15 protein-coding genes are annotated in these 24839 nt (G+C 45.7%); 4 read left to right on the top strand and 11 right to left on the bottom strand.

Features of this window, described 5'->3' with window-relative positions; all coding sequences use genetic code 11:
* Positions 1–265: 265 nt before the first annotated feature.
* The gene (locus QT990_RS05870; RefSeq protein ID WP_333465022.1) at positions 266–1510 is read left to right on the top strand and encodes a glycosyltransferase family 2 protein; all 1245 of its coding nucleotides are present in this window, start codon (positions 266–268) and stop codon (positions 1508–1510) included.
* Between the two features lie 168 nt (positions 1511–1678).
* The gene (locus QT990_RS05865; protein ID WP_333465021.1) at positions 1679–3286 is read left to right on the top strand and encodes a M10 family metallopeptidase; all 1608 of its coding nucleotides are present in this window, start codon (positions 1679–1681) and stop codon (positions 3284–3286) included.
* Between the two features lie 29 nt (positions 3287–3315).
* On the opposite strand, the gene QT990_RS05860 is transcribed toward QT990_RS05865, so the two are convergent.
* Positions 3316–5589 carry an FdhF/YdeP family oxidoreductase gene (locus QT990_RS05860; RefSeq protein WP_333308055.1) on the bottom strand — a complete coding sequence of 758 codons (2274 nt, stop codon included), beginning with the start codon at positions 5587–5589 and terminating at the stop codon, positions 3316–3318.
* Positions 5590–5816: 227 nt separating this feature from the next.
* Here QT990_RS05860 and QT990_RS05855 point away from each other — a divergent pair, with 227 nt between their 5' ends.
* Complete coding sequence (locus QT990_RS05855; RefSeq protein WP_333140163.1) at positions 5817–6029, top strand: hypothetical protein; 213 nt, start codon at positions 5817–5819, stop codon at positions 6027–6029.
* On the top strand, positions 6016–6288 hold the full coding sequence (locus tag QT990_RS05850; RefSeq protein WP_332980082.1) for a type II toxin-antitoxin system RelE family toxin: 273 nt from the start codon (positions 6016–6018) through the stop codon (positions 6286–6288). The genes QT990_RS05855 and QT990_RS05850 overlap by 14 nt, the downstream gene beginning before the upstream one ends.
* Positions 6289–6359: 71 nt before the next feature.
* Here the strand turns inward: QT990_RS05850 and QT990_RS05845 are convergent, their stop codons facing one another.
* The 10 genes from QT990_RS05845 to QT990_RS05800 all read right to left on the bottom strand — a co-directional run bounded on the left by QT990_RS05845 (position 6360) and on the right by QT990_RS05800 (position 24778).
* On the bottom strand, positions 6360–11549 hold the full coding sequence (locus tag QT990_RS05845) for an nSTAND1 domain-containing NTPase (RefSeq protein WP_333465020.1): 5190 nt from the start codon (positions 11547–11549) through the stop codon (positions 6360–6362).
* A 527-nt stretch (positions 11550–12076) separates the two neighbouring features.
* Entirely contained in the window at positions 12077–12436 is a 360-nt protein-coding gene (locus QT990_RS05840; protein WP_333308053.1) for a hypothetical protein, read from the bottom strand.
* Positions 12437–12745: 309 nt separating this feature from the next.
* Positions 12746–12913, bottom strand: coding sequence for a hypothetical protein (locus QT990_RS05835; RefSeq protein WP_333308051.1), 168 nt, complete (start codon positions 12911–12913; stop codon positions 12746–12748).
* Positions 12914–13044: 131 nt separating this feature from the next.
* A complete protein-coding gene (locus tag QT990_RS05830; RefSeq protein ID WP_333140172.1) occupies positions 13045–13737 on the bottom strand; it encodes a response regulator transcription factor in 693 nt (230 codons plus the stop codon).
* A 159-nt stretch (positions 13738–13896) separates the two neighbouring features.
* A complete protein-coding gene (map, locus tag QT990_RS05825) occupies positions 13897–14724 on the bottom strand; it encodes a type I methionyl aminopeptidase (protein WP_333102021.1) in 828 nt (275 codons plus the stop codon).
* 278 nt (positions 14725–15002) lie between these two features.
* A complete protein-coding gene (locus QT990_RS05820; protein WP_333465019.1) occupies positions 15003–17072 on the bottom strand; it encodes a response regulator in 2070 nt (689 codons plus the stop codon).
* Between the two features lie 7 nt (positions 17073–17079).
* The gene (locus QT990_RS05815; RefSeq protein WP_333308048.1) at positions 17080–17805 is read right to left on the bottom strand and encodes a chemotaxis protein CheB; all 726 of its coding nucleotides are present in this window, start codon (positions 17803–17805) and stop codon (positions 17080–17082) included.
* Positions 17759–18586 carry a protein-glutamate O-methyltransferase CheR gene (locus QT990_RS05810; protein WP_333140179.1) on the bottom strand — a complete coding sequence of 276 codons (828 nt, stop codon included), beginning with the start codon at positions 18584–18586 and terminating at the stop codon, positions 17759–17761. The genes QT990_RS05815 and QT990_RS05810 overlap by 47 nt, the downstream gene beginning before the upstream one ends.
* Before the next feature lie 143 nt (positions 18587–18729).
* A complete protein-coding gene (locus tag QT990_RS05805) occupies positions 18730–18981 on the bottom strand; it encodes a hypothetical protein (RefSeq protein ID WP_333308046.1) in 252 nt (83 codons plus the stop codon).
* Entirely contained in the window at positions 18962–24778 is a 5817-nt protein-coding gene (locus tag QT990_RS05800; protein WP_333465018.1) for a HAMP domain-containing protein, read from the bottom strand. Before QT990_RS05800 ends, QT990_RS05805 begins: the two co-directional genes overlap by 20 nt.
* Positions 24779–24839: the final 61 nt, after the last annotated feature.

Below are 24839 nucleotides of genomic sequence, written 5' to 3'. Positions count from 1 at the left end.
GATTTTAGATTTTAGATTGAAGCATTGACTTGCGCGAGATGAATCCGGGGGCTTGTATCCTGGATGCTTTCGGTCAATCGATTTTAGATTTTAGATTTTAGATTTTAGATTGAAGCATTGACTTGCGCGAGATGAATCCGGGGGCTTGTATCCTGGATGCTTTCGGTCAAAATAACTTTTCGGGCGATCGACTAGCTTTTTGTTTTAATATTTTTTAATATTTAGGGAGACAAATCCTGTACCGAAATTTTGAGGTCAGTTCGCTTTGATATTGTTAACCCTGCTAATTTTTTCTCTGATTGTAAGTACAGCTTACACTAAGAATTTGCGCCGATCGGTCAAAAATGCGCCTCGAACCGACAGAAGTTCCGCGAGGCCCTCACCGGACTCCGCCGCACAGTTCCCTAAAGTTTCGGTAATCGTACCAGCATACAACGAGGCAGAGAATATTCGGGATTGCGCGATCGCCATTTTGGAGAGTACACCGCTGTCTGTGGACAACTTAGAGGTTTTAATTGTAGACGATCGATCGACAGACGACACCAAGGCGCTCGGGCAAACCCTGCAACAGCATCTCAACGACCCCCGCCTAAAAATATTAGCAGGTCAGCCGCGACCAACCAACCAATATTGGGCGGGCAAAAACTGGGCCTGCGCCCAAGCTGTTCAAATAGCAACCGGAGACTTCTTGTTATTTATCGATGCCGACGTGCGACTCAAACCAGGGGCGATCGAAACCGCTATCGCCACAGCCGAAACCGAGAAAATAGACTTGTTCACCTGTATGCCAGCGCTGGTTTGTGAGTGTTTTGCCGAGTGGTTAGTGCAGCCGATAATGTTCAATCACTTAGCAGTTTGCTTCGACTTCACCGCCGTCAACGACCCCTCGAAAACAGACAGTGCTTTTGCGGGTGGCCCGTTCATGTTATTTAGGCGATCGGGCTACGAAAAAATCGGTGGTCACGAAGCAGTTGCAAGCGAAATTGTGGAAGATGTGGAATTAGCTAGACGCATCAAACGTGCAAGTTTAAAGCTCGGACTTTATTCCGGGTCAAATTTGGCATCCGTGCGGATGTATCGGTCTTGGAACGCATTGTGGGAAGGCTGGACAAAGAATTTGTATCTCGGCGCTAACCGCAGTTGGGGCATGATGGTTTACATGGCTGCAATTATGTTTTTTCTTTATCCGATGCCGTGGTTGGCATTAGCTATTTTGCTGGCAAACGGGGACTTCGCAGAAATTCTGACAATCACCAATTACCAATTACCAATTACCAATTACCAATTGCCAATTACCTGGTTAACTATCTGTTTATCCGTAATCGTAATTTGGCAGCATTACACTTTGCGCCGCTTGGGTGCCGAGATTTCTGAATGTCCGACGAAATACTGGTGGTTGGGAGGTTTCGGAGGTGCGTTCGTGGCGGCGATGGCGATCGCCTCTGCGATTAAAACTGAAACCGGTTGGGGATGGACTTGGCGCGGTAGAACTTTGCAAATTAAGAGTTAATAGCACCAAGCTCAAATCATTCGTGACAACCGATCGTTTGTTGGTAAGATTTATTGAGAAATATGATTTTTATGAAGTCAAAGTCATGAATTTTATGAGTTGACTTTCATATCTGTTTATTTAATAATATTAATCAACATCCTCTTGCCTCCAATTGGAAGGAACCTCATGTCTGTTTACACTCTGAGTGATTTAAGTAATAACAATTCAGATTTGTTGCAAGGTGCTTCAAAACATAGCTGCCCGATCTGTAGCAGCGGCGCTCAAACCTCAGATTCGGGCGCCGAACGATCGGCCGCTCAAGCTTCCGCCTTCAGCAACTCTAACGAGATCGATGCTCTGCTGACAAGAAGTAGAGCAAACCCCGGACAGCCAGCCAAATGGAACGTCGCTCCCGGCGGCACCATCACCTACAGTTTTGTGACTGCTGACAGCGCGGCCAGTTATTTTGCATCTAGAAACGAAACCAATATTGAGGAAGTTAACGATCGCATCAAACAGAATGTCCGCCAAATCTTGCAGGACAATTATGCAACAGTCTTGCCGCTCAACTTTGTAGAAGTTCCAGACTCGGCCCAAAGCAACATCAGAATTATGTTTTCTGATGGGGTGGGTGCTGAGGGCTATGCCTACGCTTATGATCCAGATAATTTATTGCGCGGTGGCGCCATCCACCTCCAAAAAATCCATGAAAACGATCCGGCAAGAGCTTTTTCCTCAGAGCCAGGCAGTTACGGCCACTCGACTTTAATTCACGAAATCGCTCACGCGATGGGTTTGAAGCACCCTGGCAACTACAGCTTCAGCAGCGATCGAATAGACAACCCCGGACAGCCTCCGTATCTTCCGTTTGACAAGGACAACACCAGAAATACGATCATGTCCTACAATCCCCAATTATCCATATCTAGCACCTCCCGTAACAAAAATCCCCGGAGTTTGATGCCTTATGACATCCGGGCATTGCAGTATCTTTACGGCACCCGCAGCGACTTTAACGGTGACAATAATGTTTACAAATTCGACAGCACTAATTTCAATACCGTTCAAACTATCTGGGACGGCGGCGGCAGCAGCGATACTTTGGACTTTTCGGCACTGCCTGCCAACAACGTTTATTCTTTGAACATGAATCAGGGTAAGCCGCTCACGGCAAAGAGCGCTCTGGGAGATCAGAGCTACTATCTACAAACTTCGCAGGTGGCGCTAGGTAGTGATCTCGATCGGCTTTATACAACTGAAACCTTTGGCACGTACATTGCTTTTGGTGCGGATATCGAAAATCTGGTAGGTTCGCCCGGAAATGACCAGGTACTTGGAAATGAATTAGCTAACAGTATTCTAGGCAGTGCGGGGATCGACACGATTAGTGGGGGGCGGCAAAGCGATAGTTTGGACGGTGGCGAAGGCGGTGACTATATTTACGGCGACAAAGGCATGGACTTGTTAATTGGCGGGGGCGGGGGGGATTTGCTGCGGGGCGGTCGGGCAAACGATACTATTATCACCGGTGTCGGTGTCGATGGCATTGTGTTGGAGCCGGATGGGGGTACGGATACGATTGTTGATTTTGCTGATGGTGTGGATTGGTTAGTGTTAGTTGATGGTTTGACATTCGACCAACTGTCGATCGTACCTTCAGGCAACGATACTGAAATTCGGATCGGCAGCACCGGACAAGTCTTGGCGCTGTTACCGGGAATGGCGTTAAGTTCGATCGGGCAATCTGATTTTTTAATTAGTTCAAGTACGTTGTTTACCTCCCCCAATTCTTGAAGAAAGCAGGTATCTGTAGTATTCGGTTTTTACCTTTCTGCATAAACAAAAGCAGGTACGCGCTTGTAAGCAGGCGTGCCCGATCGCTTTTCAATCTCCGGGTGAAAAATCACATTAACTTCAGGATAAAACATCAAAGCAGCACCCTCACGAACCGCCCCGTAAATCACCTCGACATTTTCCATTTTCCCCACATTTCCCTGCACCGTAACCCGCTGATGTTCTTGCAAACCAGCGCTTTCTGCATCCGCGCGATTCATCAAAATGCAGTTGCGGTGCGGCATTCCCCGGTATTTGTCATCAATTTTGTAAACCACAGTATTGTGCTGAGAATAGCTGCGTCCCGTCATCAATGCCACAACAATACCCTGTGTTGATTCCGATACTCCAAACTCTTTCGCTTCCGGTAATTTCAGCTTAGGTAAAGGCGTGACAAACATCTTCGCTTTCCCAGACTCTGTAGGGAATTTAGGTTCTGTAAAAATGCGACCGCTGATGGTAAATTCCTCTTGTGTTTCATCAATTGTCGCCATCTTTTCATAGCCAGGAATAGTTTTAGCAATCAATTGGCGAACGTATTTTGTGTCTTGAAGTTTGCGCCACTCAACAGGGAAATCGCCGTGAATTCTGCTGGCTAATTCTGTCAAAAAATAAACTTCAGGAATCAAATCCGAATTTTGGAGATGAGTTTCGCCCTCATCATTTAAACGCACAAAGTTATTGCCAGATTCCACCGTTGTTTTGTGGGGGTTTTCAAAGCGATTCAGGACGGGGATCACAATTGTATTGTGCTTTGCCAATCCGTGAAAATGCCCTAAATTCGGTTTGGTTGCGAGGTAGATAACGGTTTCAACATTGCTTAAAGCCTGTTTTGCCTGCGTTGAATCTGGATTCGCCCCATACAAGTTGCCGCCCAGACATATCAGCGTATCGACTTTGCCTGCTTCTGCTGCTTCAATGAGCGATCGAGTGTCGTAGCCCTTAACAGGACTGAGGGGACGATTCAATAACTTTTCTAAAGCTTGTTGAATTTCTTTTTTCAGCTTCACAGTGACGCCCATAGAGCCGAATCCTTGGACGTTTGAGTGTCCTCTCACTGGCATTAATCCAGCCCCTTCTTTGCCGACATTTCCTGTCATTAAGGCAGTATTGGCAATGCTGAAAACGTTATCTACACCGTTATCCTGTTGGGTAATTCCCATCGCCCAACCGAATACAACTCGCTGGGACGTGCCAATAATTCTGGCTGCAGCCTCAATTTCGGCTTGGGAAACTCCGCAGGTTTTAGTAATAGTTTCCCAATCGGTTTCGCGGGCGTGCTGTACTACTGATTCCCAACCTTCTGTATGAGCTTGCAAATAGCTTTCGTCCAGCAAACCTTGTTCGATTACAGATTTTTGAATGCCGACAAAGAGCGCCGTATCGCTGCCGGGAATTGGTTGCAAGTATAGCGAGGAAATATCGGAACCGGGGATGAGCGACTTGACCGGAAATGCGGGAGAACCAAACTTGACTAACCCGATTTCCATCACCGGATTGATTACAATTATTTTACCGCCTTTGTCGCGAATTTTAATCAATTCGTTCATCAAGCGGGGATGGTTGTAGGAAGAATTGCTGCCCGCGAGCACGACGCAATCTGCTTCCTTCAAGTTTTCTAGACTCACTAACGAGGTGCGGGTGGCAAACATTTCGCTTAACCCGATTGTCGAGGGAGCGTGGCAGAGATCGGAACAATCTGCTAAGTTATTGGAACCCATCGCCCGCATCATCAATTGCAACAGAAAAGCAGCTTCGTTGGAAGAGCGACCGGAACTGTAAGATGCCACTCGTTCGGGGGTTTTGCGAAAGGCAGCTTCCGCAATTTGATAAACTTCTTGCCAAGAAATGCGATCGTAATGAGATGAACCAGCCCGCAAAATCATGGGAAAACTCAGCCTTCCCAACCTATCGGCTTCCATTGAAGTTAATTGCTGAAGTTGTGCAATACTCTGCTGTTCAAAAAATTGAGTTGAGATAGCAGGCTTGATTTCAGCGGAGATTGCTTCGACGCTTTTCATGCACCGCTGAAGTTTTTCGCCCTCTTCATTCGTAAAACCTCCTTTCTGCCCGCCAGTGCCCCAAGAACAGGACAAACAAGCACTTTTGTGCAGCAAAGTTTTCCAAAGTTTCGGCCCTTCCGGGGACAATGTATGTTCGGCCCAATATTCAATTACGGGTAAACCGCCACCTATCTCTGGTGTTTCCTCGTTTGTCTCGTTGAATGGCGGGATTGGTTGGACATTTGGGGAGTTGACATCCATGTGGTTTACCTCGGATTTTAATTGCTGGTTAATTCTGTGGGGAATTGCCAAAAAGGTTAAGCTTGTCAGTCGAATTCTAGCGCAATTTTACTGCCAACACCATTAGCCAGTAGATAGATTTGTTTAACCTATCGGTTGAGCAACTCGACAGGCAGACGGGATGGCCTATTGACAAAAAAAATGTATCTATTATAATAATTCATATACTCATATATAAACACTACAAAATGCTAGAAATACATAAAAGTTATGTAATCGACGAAAATCAGCAGCCGATTGCTGTTCAAATCCCCCTTGAACAATTTGAGAAAATCGAGGAGATTTTGGAAAACTATGGTCTGGCTAAACTTATAGAAGAAACTGAAGGTGATGAGAGATTATCAAAAGAACAAGCACTAAAGTATTATAACTCAATCAAACAAAATAATGTGGCAAGTTGAATATACAAATCGGTTCCTCAAAGAACTAGCTGCTTTACCTGCTGAAATTAGAAGTAGGATAGAACCTATAGTTTTTCAATTCTTAGAATCAGACAATCCCTTTGCATTAGGATATCTGGAAAAAATGAAAGGTTATCCAGATAAATATAAAATTCGTGTTGGTGACTACCGTATTGGACTCACAGTTGATGCACCGACAAAAACTTTAATTTGTCAGCGAGTAGCGCACCGCCGAGACATATACAGAATTTTTCCATAAAATTATGTTGATGAGAATTAGCAAAATATAATTATGTAGGGTGTGCAGCCCGCAACTTACCGCTGTCAATTTCACCGCTTCCCCTTATTTAGGGCTTGCTTCCCAAATCCAAGACAAAGCAGTCGATCGCCCTCAGCAACATTCGGGTCATTCTGCAAATAATCTCCCAACCATTCGCAACTCCGAGCAATGATATTATTCAGTTGCAAATTCTCCACAGGCCACAAAATTACACTTCTATCCCTGCTAGCAAAAGCCAGAGTTTTGCTGTCCGAACTAAAAGTAACGCTCAACACGCGATCGCTCGATTCCAAAGTCTTCGATAGCAGCGCCTTCTTGCCGTCAAAATCCCACAGCTTAACAGTATTTCCCCCACTCGCCGCCGCAATCAACTTGCCGTCGGGACTAAAACTCACGCTTTCTACAGTATCGCTGTGGTCGAGTTTTTCAGTTAAATTCGCCACCTTTCCATCAAACTCCCACAAGTAAACTTTTTTGTCAGCGCAAGCAGCAGCAATAGTCTTACCGTCGGGACTAAAACTCACATTTTTAACGCTGTCCTCGTGGTCGAGAGTTTTCATAATTTTCGCCGACGAACCGTTAAATTGCCACAGGTAAACTCTCTTTTCTCCCGTAATTTCAAAAGCCTTTTTCTTCCCGCTTGCCTTGTCCTCAGCAGCAGTAGCAGTAGCAATAGTTTTGCCGTCGGGACTGAAGCTAACACTAATTACTGGATTGCTGTGATCGAGTTTGGTCAACAAAGTTGCTTTAGAACCGTTCCAGCGCCAGATGTACAATTTGCGATCGGCACTAGCGGCGGCAATTATCTTTCCGTCTGGACTAAAACTCACGCTTTTAACAATGCCGCTGTGGCTGAGAGTATCTAACAGTTTGCCGTTTAAACTCCAGACTTTCACGGTTTTGTCATCGCTGGCAGAAGCAACAGTTTTATCATCAGGCGAAATGCTCACCCAGGTAACAGAATCTTTGTGACCTTCTAAGGTTTTGAATAAACTGCCGTCAGCCCGCCAAAGTCTCACTGTTTTGTCGCCGCTAGCAGAGGCAATTGTTTTACTGTCAGCACTAAAACTGACTTTGTAAACCCAGTCTCCGTGTCCCGATAAAATCTTATTCAGCGGAGTGCTGTCCGGTTTCCAAATTTTCACTATTTTGTCCTTACTTGCGGAAGCAATAGTGCCGTCCCCGCTGAAACTTACGGCCCTCACGTCGTCTTGATGTCCTCGAAAAGTGTTGAGCAAAGTGCCGCTGCGACTCCAAACTTTCACCGTATCGTCTGCACTGCCGGTGACAATTTGTTTGCCGTCGCGACTGAAACTCGCGCTGACAACTTCATCGTTGTGTCCTTTGAGAGTTCTGATTTCCTCACCGTTTCGGTTCCAAACTTTTGCTGTGGTGTCGGCACTTGCTGAGACGAGTTCTCGACTGTTTGGACTGAACTTAATGCTGTAAACAATGTCAGAATGTTTGGTTAATGTTTTGGGATTAATTTTAAATTTCTGCGTTTTACTTTCTCGGTTCCAAAGTTTGACAGTTTTGTCAACACTTGCTGAGGCAATTGTTTGGCCGTCGGGACTGAAACTGACGCTGAGTACCCAGTCTTTGTGTCCGGTTAAGGTTTGCAGCAATTTTTTGTTCGCAAGGTTCCAGATTTTGACGGTGTTGTCGTGACTGGCGGAAGCTAGGGTTTTGCCGTCGGGACTGAAACTGACGCTGGTGACGATATCGCGGTGGCCGGATAAAATACCTATCGCACTTTTGTCGTTATCTACTTGCCAAATTCTAATTGTACGATCGGCACAACCAGTAGCGATCGTTTTCCCATCAGGACTAAAACTAACACTCGTCACGCTATCCGGGTGATTGAAAGTTTTTAATAACTTACCTTCTTTGGTCCACAATTTAACCGTTTTATCAGCACTTGCCGAAGCAACGGAATTGCCGTCGGGGCTGACACTCACATCCAAAACAAACTTGGTGTGCTGCTCGAAACGGTTGCGTTCTTGCACCCCGGAAACTGCTTGTCTGAGTCTTTCTGCAATTTTAGTTTTAGTGTCTACAGGAAGCGCTGTACTTTTCAGAGAATCACGACCAATTTTGATACTATTTTCCAACACTCCTAATTGATTTTTTTCATTAGAAATCACTAAAGATTCCGAAGCCGAATTTAGGGCATCAGCCCGACTTCTTTCTGCTTCTTGCCGCGCGCTTTCTGCTAATTTTGCTTGCTCGAATGCCATCGCCGAACCACCTGCGAGTACAAGCAGTCCTAGAAGCGCCGCCCGCCATTGCCATCTCCGATTTTGGTAGTAAAGTTGAGCTTCCGCTTGGCGCTGTTTTTCTCTAGCTTCCGACAGCAAAGCATCTCGCTCTCTGTCTTTGCGAATTTGTTCAATTTCATCTCGGTTAATTTGATTTTGCTTTCGCAGTTCCTCGAACTCGGCCTTTTTATCTAATGCCTGCTGCTGGCGGATGAAGGTAACTAAATAGTCGTGAACGAGCTGGTAAAGCTCGGCCGGCAGTTCCGTCCACCGAAAAACCAAACCAGAGTTTACTAACAGTTCTAAGACTAAATCTAATTTGTCAGCTTCGGCAAATGTCGCTAAATTAGAGGCTAATTCGGCGCGGGTTTTTAGGGGACGGATCTCATCTTCATCTGTGAGCAAATACAAAACTCGGCGCGCCGCTACTTCATTTTCCGGGCCGCAATCTTTGATGACTTCTTCGAGAAACCTTTCGACTAATTTTTGTTGCGGATTGTTGCCAAGTTCCTGATATTGAGTTAAAGTTCTAATGTTCTCTTGTTGCAGTTGAGCGCCGACAAGTTGTAGTTCGATCGGGCGGACTTCTCCCAATTCTCCAGCTAAATCATTGACTAATTCTTCGATCAGCTCCGGTTCTAAGTAAAACTGCGCTCGCTCAGTTAAAGTGCGAATTACCGATCGCGCATCGACCAACGAAAAATTTCCCAAATAAAACAGAATGTTTTTGCTGAGAATGTCCTCTAAAATATCATTGTTAACGAATCCTGTCTGGTTTTTGGGTCGGGAAAATTCCAGCAAATAGTGCAGGTAATCTTCCCGCAAACACAGGACGACTTTTAAATATTTGATTTTTAAGCAGTCCCGCAAAAAATCAAAAAATCTCTGCCTTTGGGCTGGCTCTTTCCACACGAAAAAGAATTCTTCAAATTGGTCAAATATCAGAACCGTCACTAGATGTTCTGAATTTATTTCCAGCTCTTTGATAATTTTTTCGTATTCGTTCGCCTGTGGTTCTCTAATTAATTCTACTGGCTGTGACTGCTCCCTTCTCTCCTCATTATTCCCAGCCAAGTCGTCGTTAAATCCCGAAATAAGATTTTCTTGAACTGCGCCTGCTTCTACTGGAAAATCTACCGGAGCAGTTTCCGGTACTGCTTCGGAAAGTTCCGGCTCGAATATTTCAGCTTTCCCAGCAGATAACTGTCTGGTCAATTCCCGCGGCCAGTTGTTGTAAACTTGCAGCACGATCGGCAAAACAGTCCGCCTTTCTATTTTTTTTTGTTTGAGAGCTGGTACTAATCCCCCGGTGACAATTGAACTTTTGCCAACTCCCGACTGACCGTAAATTACTGTCAGTTTGTCTGGGGTATTGTTCATCCTATATATTAAGCGGTTGAGGTCTTGCTCTCTGCCGGAAGCAGTAATTTCGTCAGCAATAGTAGCAGCGTCGGCAACAGTTTCGGCGACGGAATTAACCGCTTCTCTGTGCGGCTGCAACTTTCCGGCTCCAATAAAAGCTCGGAACCGATACGTGTGTTCCACCGCTCGATAATCTTGCTTAATTTGAAATGCTTCGAGATATTCTCCCCGCTGAAAATAGAGCGATCGCAGCATTTCTAAAACCCGCAAATACAGTTGCGGGTTGTAGCACGCTTCGGTTTCCGAGCGAGCAAGCTCTAAATGCGCGATCGCCTCCTGTACCTCACCCAACTGACTCTGGGCCTCTGCTAAAATTAACAGATACAAGCCTAAATGCTGCGACTTTACAGGGGTTCCCTGTCCCGTCACTTCTAAATTTGAGTTGAGAACGTTTAGAGCCACTAAAGCCCATTCTTTCGCCCCTTGCCAGTTCTTTTGCTCTAAGGCTACTCTAGCCAAAAAGCCGTAATCTTGAGCCAAATTAACTGCTGAATTTTCCATATTTTCATGTAACATCCGAGCTTTGATAGCTAAATTCCAGAGTGCATCCCAATCTTCTAAATGCTGCAATACTTCGCCAAGTTGATTGATGAATATACCAACGGCATCCGGCCGCCCCGCGCGTTCTAAAACATCAATACATTCCTGAAAATAATTCTTAGCTTCCGTCCAGTAAGGACGGTTGCCGCTGCGGTGTTTTTCTGCTTGGAAGCGGTAGCAAAGACCGATGTGGAATAGCAGAATTCCCTCTAACATCGGTGCAGGGTGAACGGTAAATAACAAATCGCTAAATTGTGTTTTTGGCCCAATAAATGCTACTTGATGCTTCCAAAAATTGAGACTTTTTTGATACAATTCAATAGCTTCATGGATGCGGTGACAAGCATATTCGTGCCTACCGCGAATAAATTGCAAACTCGCTTCAATAGCTGGTTCTAACCTCATGTTGCAAGTTTGCAAGTCTTGGCTAGCCGACTCTAGTTCACTCAAAGAATTGGCTCCGAGAATGGCAGAATTAGTTAAACGCCAATTGCCACTTTCTAAAATGTTGGAAAAAATGCGATCGGCACTTTTGCCCAGGAAATCCACCAAGTCGTCGGGGCCAATCACAAATTCAACACTTGTCGTCCACGTTTCGATATCTGTTACTAACCGAATCAGTTTTTTTAAGATTTTGTCTGTCACCCACAGCACCACCGGGAAGGGAAAATTATTCCGAAATTCTTCCCTCACGTAGTTGGTAGAAGTCAGCAGTCGATCGATCGCACTTACCGATTCCAAGCCAAACACCATTAAAGCTGCCGGATGGCTGCAGGAAAGTTTGGTTTCTATCGTCGTGTAAAGAGTTTTGACAGATGGCGGGAGGACAATTTCTCGAATCTCGATATCAGACTCCTCCCGCAATTGCCGTACAATTTTTTCTCTCATAGCGCTGTAATTGCACCGTACCAAAATCAGCGAAAATTGCCCCTGAGACATTCTCAGAGTCCGGGTGAGAGTTTGCAGCGAACTTTTGTTTTGTTGTGCTGCGGTGTCTTGCTGGCAGTGCGAATTAATCATAATTATTTTTTGAAAAACTTTCTCAGGATAGGTGCTGTCAACTGCCGAAAAAAGGAAGTTCGGCAACGGATTATTTAACGGATGTAACGGATGGAAGTTCGGCAACGGATTATTTAACGGATGTAACGGGTGTAACGGATGGAAGGAATCGATCGCAGGGGGAAAGTGCAATTAAGAACTTCCTAACCGTTTTGGCGGTTGCTCTAACTAAGTTTACTTTTACCAGTTTTTACGTTTGCCAATCACAGCGAAGAATCACATGATTAATTTTATTTTTGCCCTTTTCGGCGATTTCCCATCACTGGGAACTATCAATTAGTTAAGTTGCTTTCAGCCTGCATACTTATTATTTTAGCCGATCGCATTAAAGCATACCCAAAAAAATACATACTCTGTTATTCGCATATTCCCAGCAAAATCAACCAAATTTTACTGAAATCTTGATAATTGCTTTAATTCTACCCAGCAAATGAGTCTTTGTTTGCGGGACTCCCAGCCATCGCCCAAATCGCACAAATCCGATTTAGTTATTCGCATATCCCAGAAATCCGGCATTCCCGGGTTGACTGGCCCCTGGCCGCACTGAGATAAACTATCGGCGGCGGCTCATCAATTACAGCTTGAAGATTTTTTGTCATAAATTTACTAATCTCCATATCTAAAGTAGCTGCAAATTCAGGTTCATCCCAATCCTCGCTTTCTTCAATGCTGATGGTTGTTGGTGGCCCAATATCAAAATCTAGCTCATCGCCAAAATCCGAAACTTTCTTAATTGGATCTATTTTCTGACTGGTATCAGTGGCAAAAGCTTGAGTTGTATTGGCTATTAGTACGATCGGCAGTGCTACTATGGCACTTATTGTTTGTCGCGCCGAGATTTTACTCATGGTATCCTCCTGATATAAACTCAACTTTGGTGCTGCTATACATTCAACTTCTGCGGCTACTTTAGAGCGCTGTCAGTCGATTTTAGATTTTAGGTTTTAGATTTACTCCACAGATGAATCTGAGAGCTTTAACTAGGGTCTAAAATTGTGGGATACTTACCACCCCTGTAGTTCGCAAGTATCCGTTTTTGAGCAGATTCATTAATTAATAGTCGCTTGCTTTTCCATAGGATATAACGTGATCTGTGACTCTTCGTGGCAAGTTTGCTTAACGGAGCATATCCGGTCAAGTGTTTGCCTTTGTATTTACTACGTGAAAACTCTTAAACAGTCAGGTTTTCCCGTTAAGTAATTCCCCAGCCTTTGCGAGTGTTCTCTCAGACTCAAAGCAAAGTGGGTGAAAAGTTCGATCGCACACCAGTTTTCGCACACCAGTTTTCGCACCCCCGCGCTGCCACCAGCAAGCTGATGTGACATACCACAGCCACCGGATACCTGTCAATACTTATATCTTAACATTTCTAAGTTTTTTCATAATTATCGTTACCAGGAAGAACCTGGTAACGCCGATGGCCGAGGGAGAGCCTCCAGCCAAGTCGAGAGGGCCCCTATTTCGTCAAGCCGTGTTCGAGAGCGAAGCGAACCAACTCAGTACGGCTGTTAGTACCCGTCTTGCTAAACAAACGGCTGACGTACTTTTCCACATTACGCACGCTAGTTTCCAAGCGGCGGGCAATTTCCTTATTCATCAAACCTTGAGCAACCAAATCCAAAACACTTTGTTCTCGCGGAGTCAAATCAATTTTAATCGGCGAAGGACTTTGGGCGATCGAACTCCGCCCACTCAGCAAAGACTCAATTCTCGCCATTTGGCTTGTCAAAGCAGCAATATCTGGACTTTCAGCACTTTCGCTCGTCTCCTTAGCAGCCGCGCGGCGGGCGAGCAAATTCGTTACTATTGCTACTAATTCGTCGGGATCGAAGGGCTTAGAAAGATAAGCATCGCAGCCTGCTTGATAGCCTTGAATGCGATCGCTCGTCATCCCCTTAGCCGTCAAAAACACCACCGGCAAAGCCTTATAGCGAGGATCTTCCCGCACTTGCTTGAGAAATTGATAACCGTCCACCTGGGGCATCATAATGTCTGAAATCACCAAATCGGGATTAGTCTGCTGCAAGAGTTCCCACCCATCCCGAGCATTACTGGCAACCTCAACCGCAAAATCGCTATCTTCCAAATAAGCTTGTACTGCTTCCCGCAAGCCCGGTTCATCGTCTACCAATAATAATCGTGCTGACATCTCTGTTACCTTCTTAATAGTGTAAATATTGTAGGTTGGGTTGAGGAACGAAACCCAAATCTTCATTTTAAATAAGGTGTTGGGTTTCGCCATCGCTCAACCCAACCTACAGAATAAAAACTTTAGCTCAAAACTCAAAACTATTGTCTTTTTTTCCCCTTAAACTTTTGAACGATCGGTCAAAATTTCATAGCCAGTTTCTGTCACCAACACAGTATGCTCAAACTGAGCAGACATAGCATTGTCAACGGTTACAGCAGTCCACTTGTCAGAAAGCGTCCGAGTGTACTTAGAACCCGCATTCAGAATCGGTTCGATCGCCAATGTCATGCCGGCTCGCAATTTCACGTTCGGCATTTCCCGCGTGCGGAAATTGAAAACCGACGGTTCCTCGTGCAAATTTCGCCCGACACCGTGGCCGGTAAACTCCTCAACGATGTTAAAACCGTTGCTTTTGACATGATCTTCGATCGCACCCGCCAGATCGAGCAAATAGGCTCCAGCCTTCACTTGTTCGATGCCTTTGTAGAGAGCTTCTTCTGCGACTCGGATTAATTTTGCCGATTCGGGAGTCACTTCCACAACTGCGATCGTAATGCAAGAATCGCCGTGAAAACCTTGGTAATATGCCCCCGTATCTACCTTGAGAACATCTCCGGCCCGAATTACTTTTTTGGCGCTGGGGATGCCGTGAACAACTTCGTTATTAATGCTAGAGCAAATCGATCCGGGAAAACCGTGATAGCCTTTAAAACTCGGAGTTGCCCCCATAGCACGGATGCGTTTTTCGGCATAAGCATCCAAATCAGCAGTAGTCATTCCCGGTTTCACCATTTGGGAAATTTCTTTGAGTACCGTTGCAACGATTTTCGCTGCCTGTCGCATAATTTCGATTTCGCGTTCCGACTTAATTTCAATGCCTCGACGCTGTTTTTTGACTTGGGGTGCTTGAGTTGGGCTAGAAAGCAGACTGCTAAAAATATTCATGAATTGATGGGCGGGTAATTTTGTACTTTGACGGCAGGTTGAAGCAAAAAAAACGGTAAATATCCAGTTTTTTGTGGAAAAACGGGTGTCTTGTTCCGAACTGTCGATCGCGTTTCCTTTTAGCTAGCTTAATATTTTTCTCAGTAATCAGCACGGGATTGGGGGTCAACAAAGCGGTTTTAACCGCCGATTCCCTTGGAAATCACCGAATAGCACTATTGTCAATCAGCCTTCACGGACGGGCTCTCCTGCCCAACCCCTACTCCCCACAATAAAATCTAATCTTTGTGGAACAGGCATCTTGCCTGTTCTTGAGCATCCTGCAAGATTTGAGTTGGATCGGGATTTCCGAGGATTCCTGTGAGGTTAGCAATTGCGGCAATTAACTTACTTATGTCAACTGGTTTAGATAAGTGCATCTGAAAACCCGCTTCCAGCGCTTGTTTGCGCTCTTCCTCTCTCGCGTAGGCCGTCAGAGCGATCGCAGGCATCTTTCCACCCCTGAGCACTTCCATTTCTCTCACGCGCGCGATCAACTCATAGCCGTCTGCTTCCGGCATTCCAATGTCGCTCAGCAGCACATCCGGCCAATAACTCTCCAGTGCAGCTAGAGCCCCGGCCACCGATGATGCCGATCGCACCATAGCTCCTTCCTGTTCGAGTAAAGCAATTAAAAACTCCCGCGTGTCATCGTCATCATCCACCACCAGCAATTGCAAATTAGCCAGAGTGGGGAGAACCTCTGTCGCGTTATTGAGGTGTGACCAATCATCGTCAGCAGCGAGGGCCTTCCTCTGTGCCACAGGTAAAGCCACCGTAAATTTCGCACCCGCGCCCGGATTATTCTCTGCATACACCTTACCGCCGTGCAGTTCCACCAAGTGACGGACGATCGCCAATCCCAGTCCCAAACCCCCGTAAGACCTAGTTGTGCTGCTATCAGCTTGGCGGAAGCGATCGAAAACATAAGGCAAAAAATCAGGAGCGATACCAATGCCGCTATCAATTATCTGAATTTGAGCCTCATCGCCAACAGACTCTAACCGCACCTGTACTTTACCCTCTTGCGGACTAAACTTAATCGCATTTGACAGCAAATTCCACACAATTTGCTGCAAGCGATCGGGATCGCCGATAACTTCACCTACATTTGGACTGCACGTTAATTCTATGACTATTGATTTTTCCTCAGTCAGCGGCTGCAAGGAATCTATTGCCAGCTTGATCGCAGATTCCAACCGAATCGGATGCTTATTTAAATTTAGTTTCCCCCGTAGAATCCGCGAAACATCTAAAATATCTTCAATGAGTTGCGCTTGAGATTTAGCATTGCGCTCAATTGTTTCTAGGGCTTTCTCAATAGTGTCTTGGTCAAATTTTTTGGAACGAAGCAGCCTAGACCAGCCGAGAATGGCATTTAAAGGAGTGCGGAGTTCGTGAGAGAGAATAGCTAGAAATTCATCCTTCATCTGGTTAGCTCTCTCCGCTTCTTGCCGCGCCACTTGTTCGCGGATTAGTCTCCCGCGTTCTTCCTCTGCTTGCTTGCGGTCTGTGACATCTCTAACCGTGCCCACGTGACCGATCAGTTTCCCAAAATCCGAAAACATTGGCGACGACTGCACGTGAACCCAACGCACACTTTCGCTACCAGCTAATCGAAACTCGTTAGAATATTCCTGGCTTTCTTTAATCCAAGCTAACCAATCTGCTACTACGCGGTCGCGATCTTCTGGATGAACTTCCCGCTGCCAAACCTCTACCAAGCTTTCGTCCAAAGCTAACCCGCAAATCGCTTGACAACGCGGGTTGATGTAAGTACAGCGGCCTTCAACGTCAGCTAAGTAAATTCCCAGCGGCGAACAAGCACACAAAGTGCGAAACCGCTCTTCACTTTTACTTAGTTCACTATTAACAGCAGCTAACTGTGTTGCTTGCTGTTTCACCTCGACTGTTTTTTGGAACAATTCCACAAATACCTGCACCTTCGAGGTCAATATTTCCGGTTCCAAGGGTTTGAACAGGTAATCCACCGCACCCAGAGAATAACCTTTAAACACGTGAGTGTCATTACTGCTGAATGCTGTGATAAAAATAATCGGAGTCGAGCGCGATCGATCTCTAGAGCGAATCAATGTTGCTGTCTCAAATCCATCCATTCCCGGCATCTGCACATCAAGCAAAATTACCGCAAAATCTTCATTAAGCAGACATCTCAGAGCCTCCGCGCCCGAATTAGCTTGTACTAGATGATAAGAGGGGCTGTTGAGGATAGCTTCTAAAGCTACCAAATTTTCTGGGCGATCGTCAACTAAAAGGACATTTACTCGATGGGGGGACTGCAGATTCATAAATTTTTTAATCTTTAATTCTTAGCAAGTTGACTAAACAGGGAGCGATTTTAGAGAGGGGTAAAATCCAGTCTACTTCAACATTTGCGATCGCCGACGCTGGCATGGTCGCGCATAGGGCCGAAGCCGGTTCCTCCACAAATGTCAATCCTCCCTCAGCTTTAATTTTTGCCAGCCCTTTACTGCCATCCGAATTAGCTCCCGTTAAAATTATGCCGATCGCTTTCTCCCCAAAGGCATCCGCAGCAGACTCAAACAGCACATCGATTGAGGGCCGCGCGTAGGAGACAGGGCCCTCAGTTGATAGTGCAAATGTAGGAGCTCCGCCATTGGGGATTGGGGATTTTGAATTATGGGTTGACTCCACTGCCACGCCCCCCCATTCTGTAAAGTCGTTTTCATGCAGGCTAAACTCCTCCTCAGAGGGCGATTCTATTAGCAAGTGATAGTCAGCAGGAGCCAAGTAAACCCGTCCCGGTGCGATCGGCTCTTTGTCTTGGGCCTCTGTGATTTGGAGAGAGCTTTGCTTTTGTAAAAAATAAGTAAGCCTATTCTGAGAACTCTTATGGCGGTGTTGGACAATAACTACAGGCAAAGGAAAGGTTGGTGGCAGATTTGCCAGCAGCACAGTCAGAGCCTCTAGCCCTCCCAAAGACGTGCCAACAACCACTATTTCAAAATTTTTTTTATTTAACTCTTCGGTAGATTTTATCACTACTTTCAATTGGTTCATAGTATTTTTCATAAGGTGTAAAAGTCAGAGACTCCTGATGTCCTAGTCCTAAAACCCCAAACATTCCCAGGCTCTCATAAAAAAGCTTGTGTACCCGCTCTTGGAGGTGTGAATTGAAATAAATCATCACATTACGGCATAAAATAACATTGAATTCATTAAAAGAATTATCCGTTGCTAGGTTGTGGTGAGCAAAGACAATATTATCTTTAAGTGAAGACCGAAAAATCGCATTTTCATAGGCAGCAGTGTAATACTCAGAAAACGCTTTCGTGCCCCCCGCTTGGTGGTAGAGTTGCGTATATTCTTGCATTTGTTTCAGCCGGAATATCCCTGTTTTTGCGGTTTTCAAAACTAATTCATTCATGTCCGTAGCGTAAATCCGACAACGGTCATACAGTCCTTCTTCTTGCAGCAAGATTGCCATAGAATAGACTTCTTCTCCCGTTGAACATCCAGCGTGCCAAATCCGAATAAAAGGATAAGTACGCAGCAGCGGCACCACTTTATTTCTGAAACTAATGTAAAAGCTGGGATCGCGAAACATCGCCGTTACATTGACAGAAATGTCCAGCAGTAAACGGTCTAGGTAAGCAGGATTGTGAAGTACCTTTTCCTGAAGTGCAGACACAGTGGTGAGCCGTTCCGAGCGAATAGTGTTCCAAATACGGCGCTTGAGAGAGGCAAGAGCATAATTGCGAAAATCAAATCCGTAATAGCGAAACATTCCCTCTAGTAAGAGTTGAATTTCGATTGTTTCAAGTTCATGGCTTTCGGACATTTGTAATTGGTAATTGGTTATTGGGCATTGTTGACTGTTCACTGTTGACTGTTCACTGTTGACTGTTGACTGTTAACTGTTGACTGTTAACTGTTGACTGTTCACTGTTGACTGTTCACTGTTGACGGTTGACTGTTGACTGTTCACTGTTCACTGTTCACTGTTGACTGTTGACTGTTCACTGTTAACTGCTGACTGCTGACTAATGACTGTTGACTAATGACTGTTGACTGTTGACTAATGACTAATGACAACTGCCAACTGACAACTGCCAACTGCCAACTGCCAACTGCCAACTGCCAACTGACAACTGCCAACTGACAACTGCCAACTGACAACTGCCAACAGTCAACTGCCAACTGACAACTGACTTCATTATCGATAAAGCCAGACACGCAGCAGCGAGAGCAACTGTTCCGTATCAACAGGTTTGGTAATATAGTCAGACGCACCAGCTTCGATACATTTTTCCCGATCGCCCTTCATAGCTTTCGCAGTAAGAGCAATCATTGGCAAGGAAGCAAATTGAGGCATTTTACGAATTGCTTGCATTGTTTCGTAACCGTCCATCTCTGGCATCATCACGTCCATCAACACAATATTTATGTCAGGCGTATTTTGCAATTTAGCAATGCCCTCTCTGCCATTCTCAGCATACTCAATTTGCATTTTATGGCGCTCCAACATACTTGTGAGGGCGAAAATATTCCGCATATCGTCGTCAACAATCAAGACTGTTTTGCCCGCGAGCGTCGAATCTGTTTGATACAATTGCTCTAGCATTTGGCGCTTCGGTTCCGGCAAATCTGCTTGGACTCGGTGCAAAAACAAAGCTGTTTCATCTAACAAACGTTCCGGCGATCGCACATCTTTAACAATGATTGTTTCCGCCATGCGCTTGAGTTGAGTTTCTTCGGCTTTCGTCAACTCTTTGCCCGTATAAATAATAATCGGCAGACTTTTTAAAATTGCATCTTGCTTGATTTGCTCGATCAGTTCAAAACCAGTCATATCTGGCAGTCCCAAATCGAGTACAACGCAGTCAAAATGCCCCGATCTTAAAGTTGCTAGCGCCTCTGCACCACTCCCCACAGCCGTTGTACAAACATCGTGATTGCCGATTAAATCCACAATGCCCAGACGCTGCGTTTCGTCGTCTTCCACGACTAGCAGATTCTTGACTCGCCGATCGACAAAACCCTTAATATCAGCCAAAGCTTTGCTCAAAGCTTCGCTGCTAACAGGTTTTTGCAAATAGGCGATCGCCCCTAACTGCAAACTGCGCTGCCGCCCTTCTTCAACTGATACAATGTGAACCGGAATGTGGCGCGTACTTGGGTCGTGCTTCAAGCGATCGAGCACTGTCCAGCCATCCATCACAGGCAAATTTAGATCCAGCATAATCGCAGTTGGCTTGAACTCTCGCGCCATCGCCAAACCGATATCGCTCCGCAAAGCCACCAAACCTTTAAAACCCTGTTCCTGCGCCATATCCAACAGAATCCGAGCGAAGTTTACATCATCCTCGACAATCAACAGCACGCGATCGTCACTCTCAATATTTTCTCGGTCATCAGCGATAATAGGTGATGGATAAGGGGCGATCGGCAAGTGGAAATTCGGCGCAGGAACTGCGGAAGAAATAGCAGCCGGCAATTGAGCCGTTTGCTTGCCCCTTCCCGATCCCGTATCCTTCATTATTCGCGATTCTTGGTAAGTTTGCGGCAGATAAAGCGTGAACTTACTACCCTCACCAGGGCGACTTGTCAATTTAATTTCTCCGCCTAACAGATTAGCGATTTCTCTACTAATTGACAAACCCAAACCCGTGCCCCCGTATTTGCGGCTAGTGCTACCATCAGCTTGTTGGAAAGCCTCAAAAATAACCCTGTGTTTTTCAGCAGAAATCCCAATCCCCGTATCGCTAACTGAGAAAGCCAAAACAGTAGGGGAACTCGTTAAACTTTCTATTTCTAAATTCCACCCTGCCCGCGCTACTTCGACACGCAATTTCACCTCGCCCCGTTCTGTAAACTTAAACGCATTAGAGAGAAGATTCTTCAAAACTTGTTGCAGCCGTTTAGCATCAGTATAGAGACCTTTTGGCAACCCAGCCTCAAGCTCTAATTGAAAACTCAACTTCTTATCCTGGGCGATTTGGCGGAAAGTTCGATCCAAATGATCTCGCAAGTCCGTAAACAACACTTGCTCAATTTCCACTGACATCGTGCCTGATTCAATCTTAGCGAGATCCAAGATGTCATTAATCAGCCCCAGCAAATCATTTCCCGCCGAGTAAATTGTGCGCGTGTATTCAACTTGCTTCAGAGTCAAATTGCCTTCAGTATTGTCAGAAAGCAATCGAGCGAGAATCAACAGCGAATTCAGCGGAGTTCGCAACTCGTGAGACATATTTGCCAGAAACTCCGACTTATACTTAGAAGTTAGAGCCAACTGTTCCGCTCTTTCTTCCAACAACCCCCTCGCCTGTTCGATATCTCGGTTTTTCCGCTCAACTTCCTTATTTTGCAGCGCTAGCAATTCAGCTTGTTCTTCTAATTCTTCATTCGTTTGTTGCAACTCTTCCTGCTGACTCTTCAACAGTTCCTCAGATGCGCGGAGCGACTGCGCTTGTTGTTCGAGACGCTTGTTAGTTTCCGTTAGTTCCTTTTGCTGAGTTTGCAACTCTTCTGCCAAAGACTGCGACTGTTTCAGCAACTCTTCCGTCCGCATACTCGCCGCAATTGTATTTAAGACAATGGCAATACTTTCTGTAAGTTGGTCGAGAAATGTCAAGTGTATTTCGCTGAATCGCCGGAACGAAGCTAACTCGATTACTGCCGTCACTTGTCCCTCAAAGAGTACGGGTAAAACCACGACATTCAACGGCGTAGATTCTCCCAGTCCCGATCCAATTTTAACGTAGTTTTCCGGCACCTCAGTCAACAGGATTCGTTCCTTTTCCAGGGCGCACTGTCCTACCAAACCTTCGCCTAAATGGAATCGGTTTCCTAACTGTTTGCGTTCGCGGTATGCGTAGGTACTTAACAGTTTGAGAAACGGATCGTGTTCCACAGCTTCCATCATAAAGAATACGCCATGCTGAGCCGAAACCAGCGGCGTCAATTCTGAGAGAATTAGTTTAGAAACAGTTTCTAAATCCCGCTGACCTTGTAGCATTCGAGTGAACTTAGCGAGGTTTGTTTTCAGCCAATCTTGCTCAGTATTCTTCTGCGTCGTCTCCCGGAGATTGGCAATCATCTGGTTAATGTTGTCCTTAACAATGGCAACTTCTCCTTCAGTGGCGACGGAAATTGACCTCGTTAAATCGCCTCTGGTAACAGCAATTGCCACTTCGGCGATCGCCCGCAGTTGAGTAGTCAAATTCGCCGCCAATTCATTCACATTATCCGTCAAATCTCGCCACGTCCCCGCCGCACCCGGAACCTTCGCCTGACCGCCCAATTTCCCTTCAATTCCCACTTCCCGCGCCACTGTAGTAACTTGATCGGCAAACGTCGCCAGCGTATCAATCATCTCGTTAATCGTATCTGCCAGAGTCGCAATTTCTCCCTTAGCTTCCAGCATTAATTTTCGCTTCAAATCACCATTCGCCACCGCCGTCACAACTTTAGCAATACCCCGCACTTGCGCGGTCAAATTGCCCGCCATCGAGTTTACATTGTCAGTTAAATCCTTCCACGTTCCCGCAACTCCTTTCACCTCAGCTTGACCGCCCAATTTACCCTCAGTTCCCACCTCCCGCGCCACCCGCGTTACCTCAGAAGCGAAGGAATTAAGCTGATCCACCATCACGTTAATAGTGTCTTTCAGTTCAAGAATTTCGCCTTTGACATCAACGGTAATTTTCTTGGATAAATCCCCATTTGCCACCGCTTTCGTCACTTCCGCAATATTCCGCACCTGTGCCGTCAAATTCCCCGCCATCAAGTTAACATTATCAGTTAAATCTTTCCAAGTTCCCCCTACACCCCGCACATAAGCTTGCACACCTAATTTACCTTCCGTTCCCACTTCCCTAGCAACTCTGGTTACTTCAGATGCGAAGGAACTCAACTGATCCACCATGATGTTAATCGTGTTTTTCAGTTCGAGAATTTCCCCTTTAACATCTACTGTAATTTTCTTAGACAAGTCGCCATTTGCCACAGCCGTTGTCACTTCCGCAATGTTACGGACTTGGGCGGTAAGATTACCCGCCATCGAGTTAACTGAATCCGTTAAATCTTTCCAGGTTCCGGCAACTCCTTTAACTTCAGCTTGCACGCCTAATTTCCCTTCGGTTCCCACTTCCCTAGCAACCCTGGTTACTTCCGAAGCGAAGGAATTTAATTGATCCACCATCGTGTTGACGGTGTTTTTTAACTCCAGAATTTCACCTTTAACATCTACAGTAATTTTCTTCGACAAGTCGCCATTAGCCACAGCCGTCGTAACAGCAGCAATATTCCGTACTTGCTCTGTCAAACTACCCGCCATAAAATTAACTGAATCCGTTAAATCCTTCCAAGTTCCTGCTACGCCTCGGACATCGGCTTGACCGCCGAGTTTACCTTCCGAACCCACTTCCCTAGCAACCCTGGTTACTTCAGATGCGAAGGAATTAAGCTGATCCACCATCACGTTAATGGTGTTTTTCAGTTCTAAAATTTCGCCTTTAACCTGTACCGTAATTTTTTTAGATAAGTCACCGTTAGCCACAGCCGTCGTCACCTCAGCAATGTTGCGGACTTGTGCTGTTAAATTGCCGGCCATTGAGTTAACTGAATCCGTTAAATCTTTCCAAGTTCCTGCAACTTCCTGCACTTCTGCTTGTACGCCTAATTTCCCTTCCGTTCCCACTTCCCTAGCCACCCTGGTTACTTCAGATGCGAAGGAATTTAACTGGTCAACCATCGTGTTGACGGTGTTTTTGAGTTCGAGAATTTCCCCTTTAACATCTACTGTAATTTTCTTAGATAAATCGCCCTTTGCCACAGCGGTTGTCACTTCAGCGATGTTCCGCACTTGTGCTGTCAAACTGCCTGCCATGAAGTTAACGCTATCCGTTAAATCCTTCCAAGTTCCGGCAACTCCTTTAACTTCTGCTTGACCGCCAAGTTTGCCTTCGGAACCTACTTCTCTCGCCACCCGCGTTACTTCAGATGCGAAGGAATTTAACTGATCCACCATGATGTTAATAGTGTTTTTTAACTCCAGAATTTCACCTTTAACATCTACTGTAATTTTTTTAGATAAGTCACCATTTGCCACAGCCGTCGTCACTTCCGCAATGTTCCGTACTTGTGCGGTAAGATTGCCGGCCATTGAGTTAACTGAATCCGTTAAATCTTTCCAGGTTCCGGCAACTCCCCGCACTTCAGCTTGCACCCCTAATTTCCCTTCCGTTCCTACTTCCCTAGCAACTCTGGTTACTTCCGATGCGAAGGAACTCAACTGATCCACCATGATGTTAATCGTGTTTTTCAGTTCGAGAATTTCCCCTTTAACATCTACTGTAATTTTTTTGGATAAATCGCCATTTGCCACAGCGGTTGTCACGTCAGCAATGTTACGGACTTGGGCTGTTAAATTCCCCGCCATCGAGTTAACTGAATCCGTTAAATCTTTCCAAGTTCCGGCAACTCCTTTAACTTCAGCTTGCACGCCTAATTTCCCTTCGGTTCCCACTTCCCTAGCTACCCGCGTTACTTCCGACGCAAAGGAGCTCAACTGGTCTACCATTGTGTTAACAATTTGCGCTGTTTGGAGGAATTCTCCTTTGAGGGGTCTGTCTTCTATTTCTAGGGCGATGGTTTGCGATAAATCTCCTTTTGCTACGGCGCGAATTACTCTGGCGGTTTCAGAGGTTGGTTGCACTAAATCTGTAATTAGGGTATTGACAGAGTTGACGCTAGCTGCCCATGACCCCTCGGCGCTGCCGATCGTCGCCCGCTGGGCGATTTTGCCTTCTTTACCGACAACTGTGCCGATGCGATCGAGTTCGGCCGCCATTCTCTCATTGAGTTCGATAATTTCGTTAAGTTCGTCAGCAATTTTCCCCGCTAGACCGGTCTGGTCTATGGGCATCCGAACTGAAAAGTCCCCTTTTTTGACGGCCACTAAGGTTCTGAGTAACTGTTTGGCATAACCATTATTGGAATTGGGGCTTGTTATCTGTGCAGTTGACATGACCGTTACCTTTGACGAGTTTGAAGGGGAAGGGGGGAAGATTTTTGAGATTATTGATATT

The organism is Microcoleus sp. T3_B1 (assembly GCF_036700445.1).
Taxonomy (GTDB): Bacteria; Cyanobacteriota; Cyanobacteriia; order Cyanobacteriales; family Microcoleaceae; genus Microcoleus.
The sequence above is the reverse complement of the archived record's forward strand: the minus strand, read 5'-3'. Positions and strand labels throughout refer to the sequence as shown.

Bases quoted from the DNA above. Each gene is read 5' to 3' on its own strand.
- QT990_RS05865 (WP_333465021.1), top strand. From the start codon at position 1,679: ATGTCTGTTTACACTCTGAGTGATTTAAGTAATAACAATTCAGATTTG.
- QT990_RS05860 (WP_333308055.1), bottom strand. From the start codon at position 5,589: ATGGATGTCAACTCCCCAAATGTCCAACCAATCCCGCCATTCAACGAG.
- QT990_RS05855 (WP_333140163.1), top strand. From the start codon at position 5,817: ATGCTAGAAATACATAAAAGTTATGTAATCGACGAAAATCAGCAGCCG.
- QT990_RS05850 (WP_332980082.1), top strand. From the start codon at position 6,016: ATGTGGCAAGTTGAATATACAAATCGGTTCCTCAAAGAACTAGCTGCT.
- QT990_RS05845 (WP_333465020.1), bottom strand. From the start codon at position 11,549: ATGATTAATTCGCACTGCCAGCAAGACACCGCAGCACAACAAAACAAA.
- QT990_RS05840 (WP_333308053.1), bottom strand. From the start codon at position 12,436: ATGAGTAAAATCTCGGCGCGACAAACAATAAGTGCCATAGTAGCACTG.
- QT990_RS05835 (WP_333308051.1), bottom strand. From the start codon at position 12,913: ATGTCACATCAGCTTGCTGGTGGCAGCGCGGGGGTGCGAAAACTGGTG.
- QT990_RS05830 (WP_333140172.1), bottom strand. From the start codon at position 13,737: ATGTCAGCACGATTATTATTGGTAGACGATGAACCGGGCTTGCGGGAA.
- map (WP_333102021.1), bottom strand. From the start codon at position 14,724: ATGAATATTTTTAGCAGTCTGCTTTCTAGCCCAACTCAAGCACCCCAA.
- QT990_RS05820 (WP_333465019.1), bottom strand. From the start codon at position 17,072: ATGAATCTGCAGTCCCCCCATCGAGTAAATGTCCTTTTAGTTGACGAT.
- QT990_RS05815 (WP_333308048.1), bottom strand. From the start codon at position 17,805: ATGAACCAATTGAAAGTAGTGATAAAATCTACCGAAGAGTTAAATAAA.
- QT990_RS05810 (WP_333140179.1), bottom strand. From the start codon at position 18,586: ATGTCCGAAAGCCATGAACTTGAAACAATCGAAATTCAACTCTTACTA.
- QT990_RS05800 (WP_333465018.1), bottom strand. From the start codon at position 24,778: ATGTCAACTGCACAGATAACAAGCCCCAATTCCAATAATGGTTATGCC.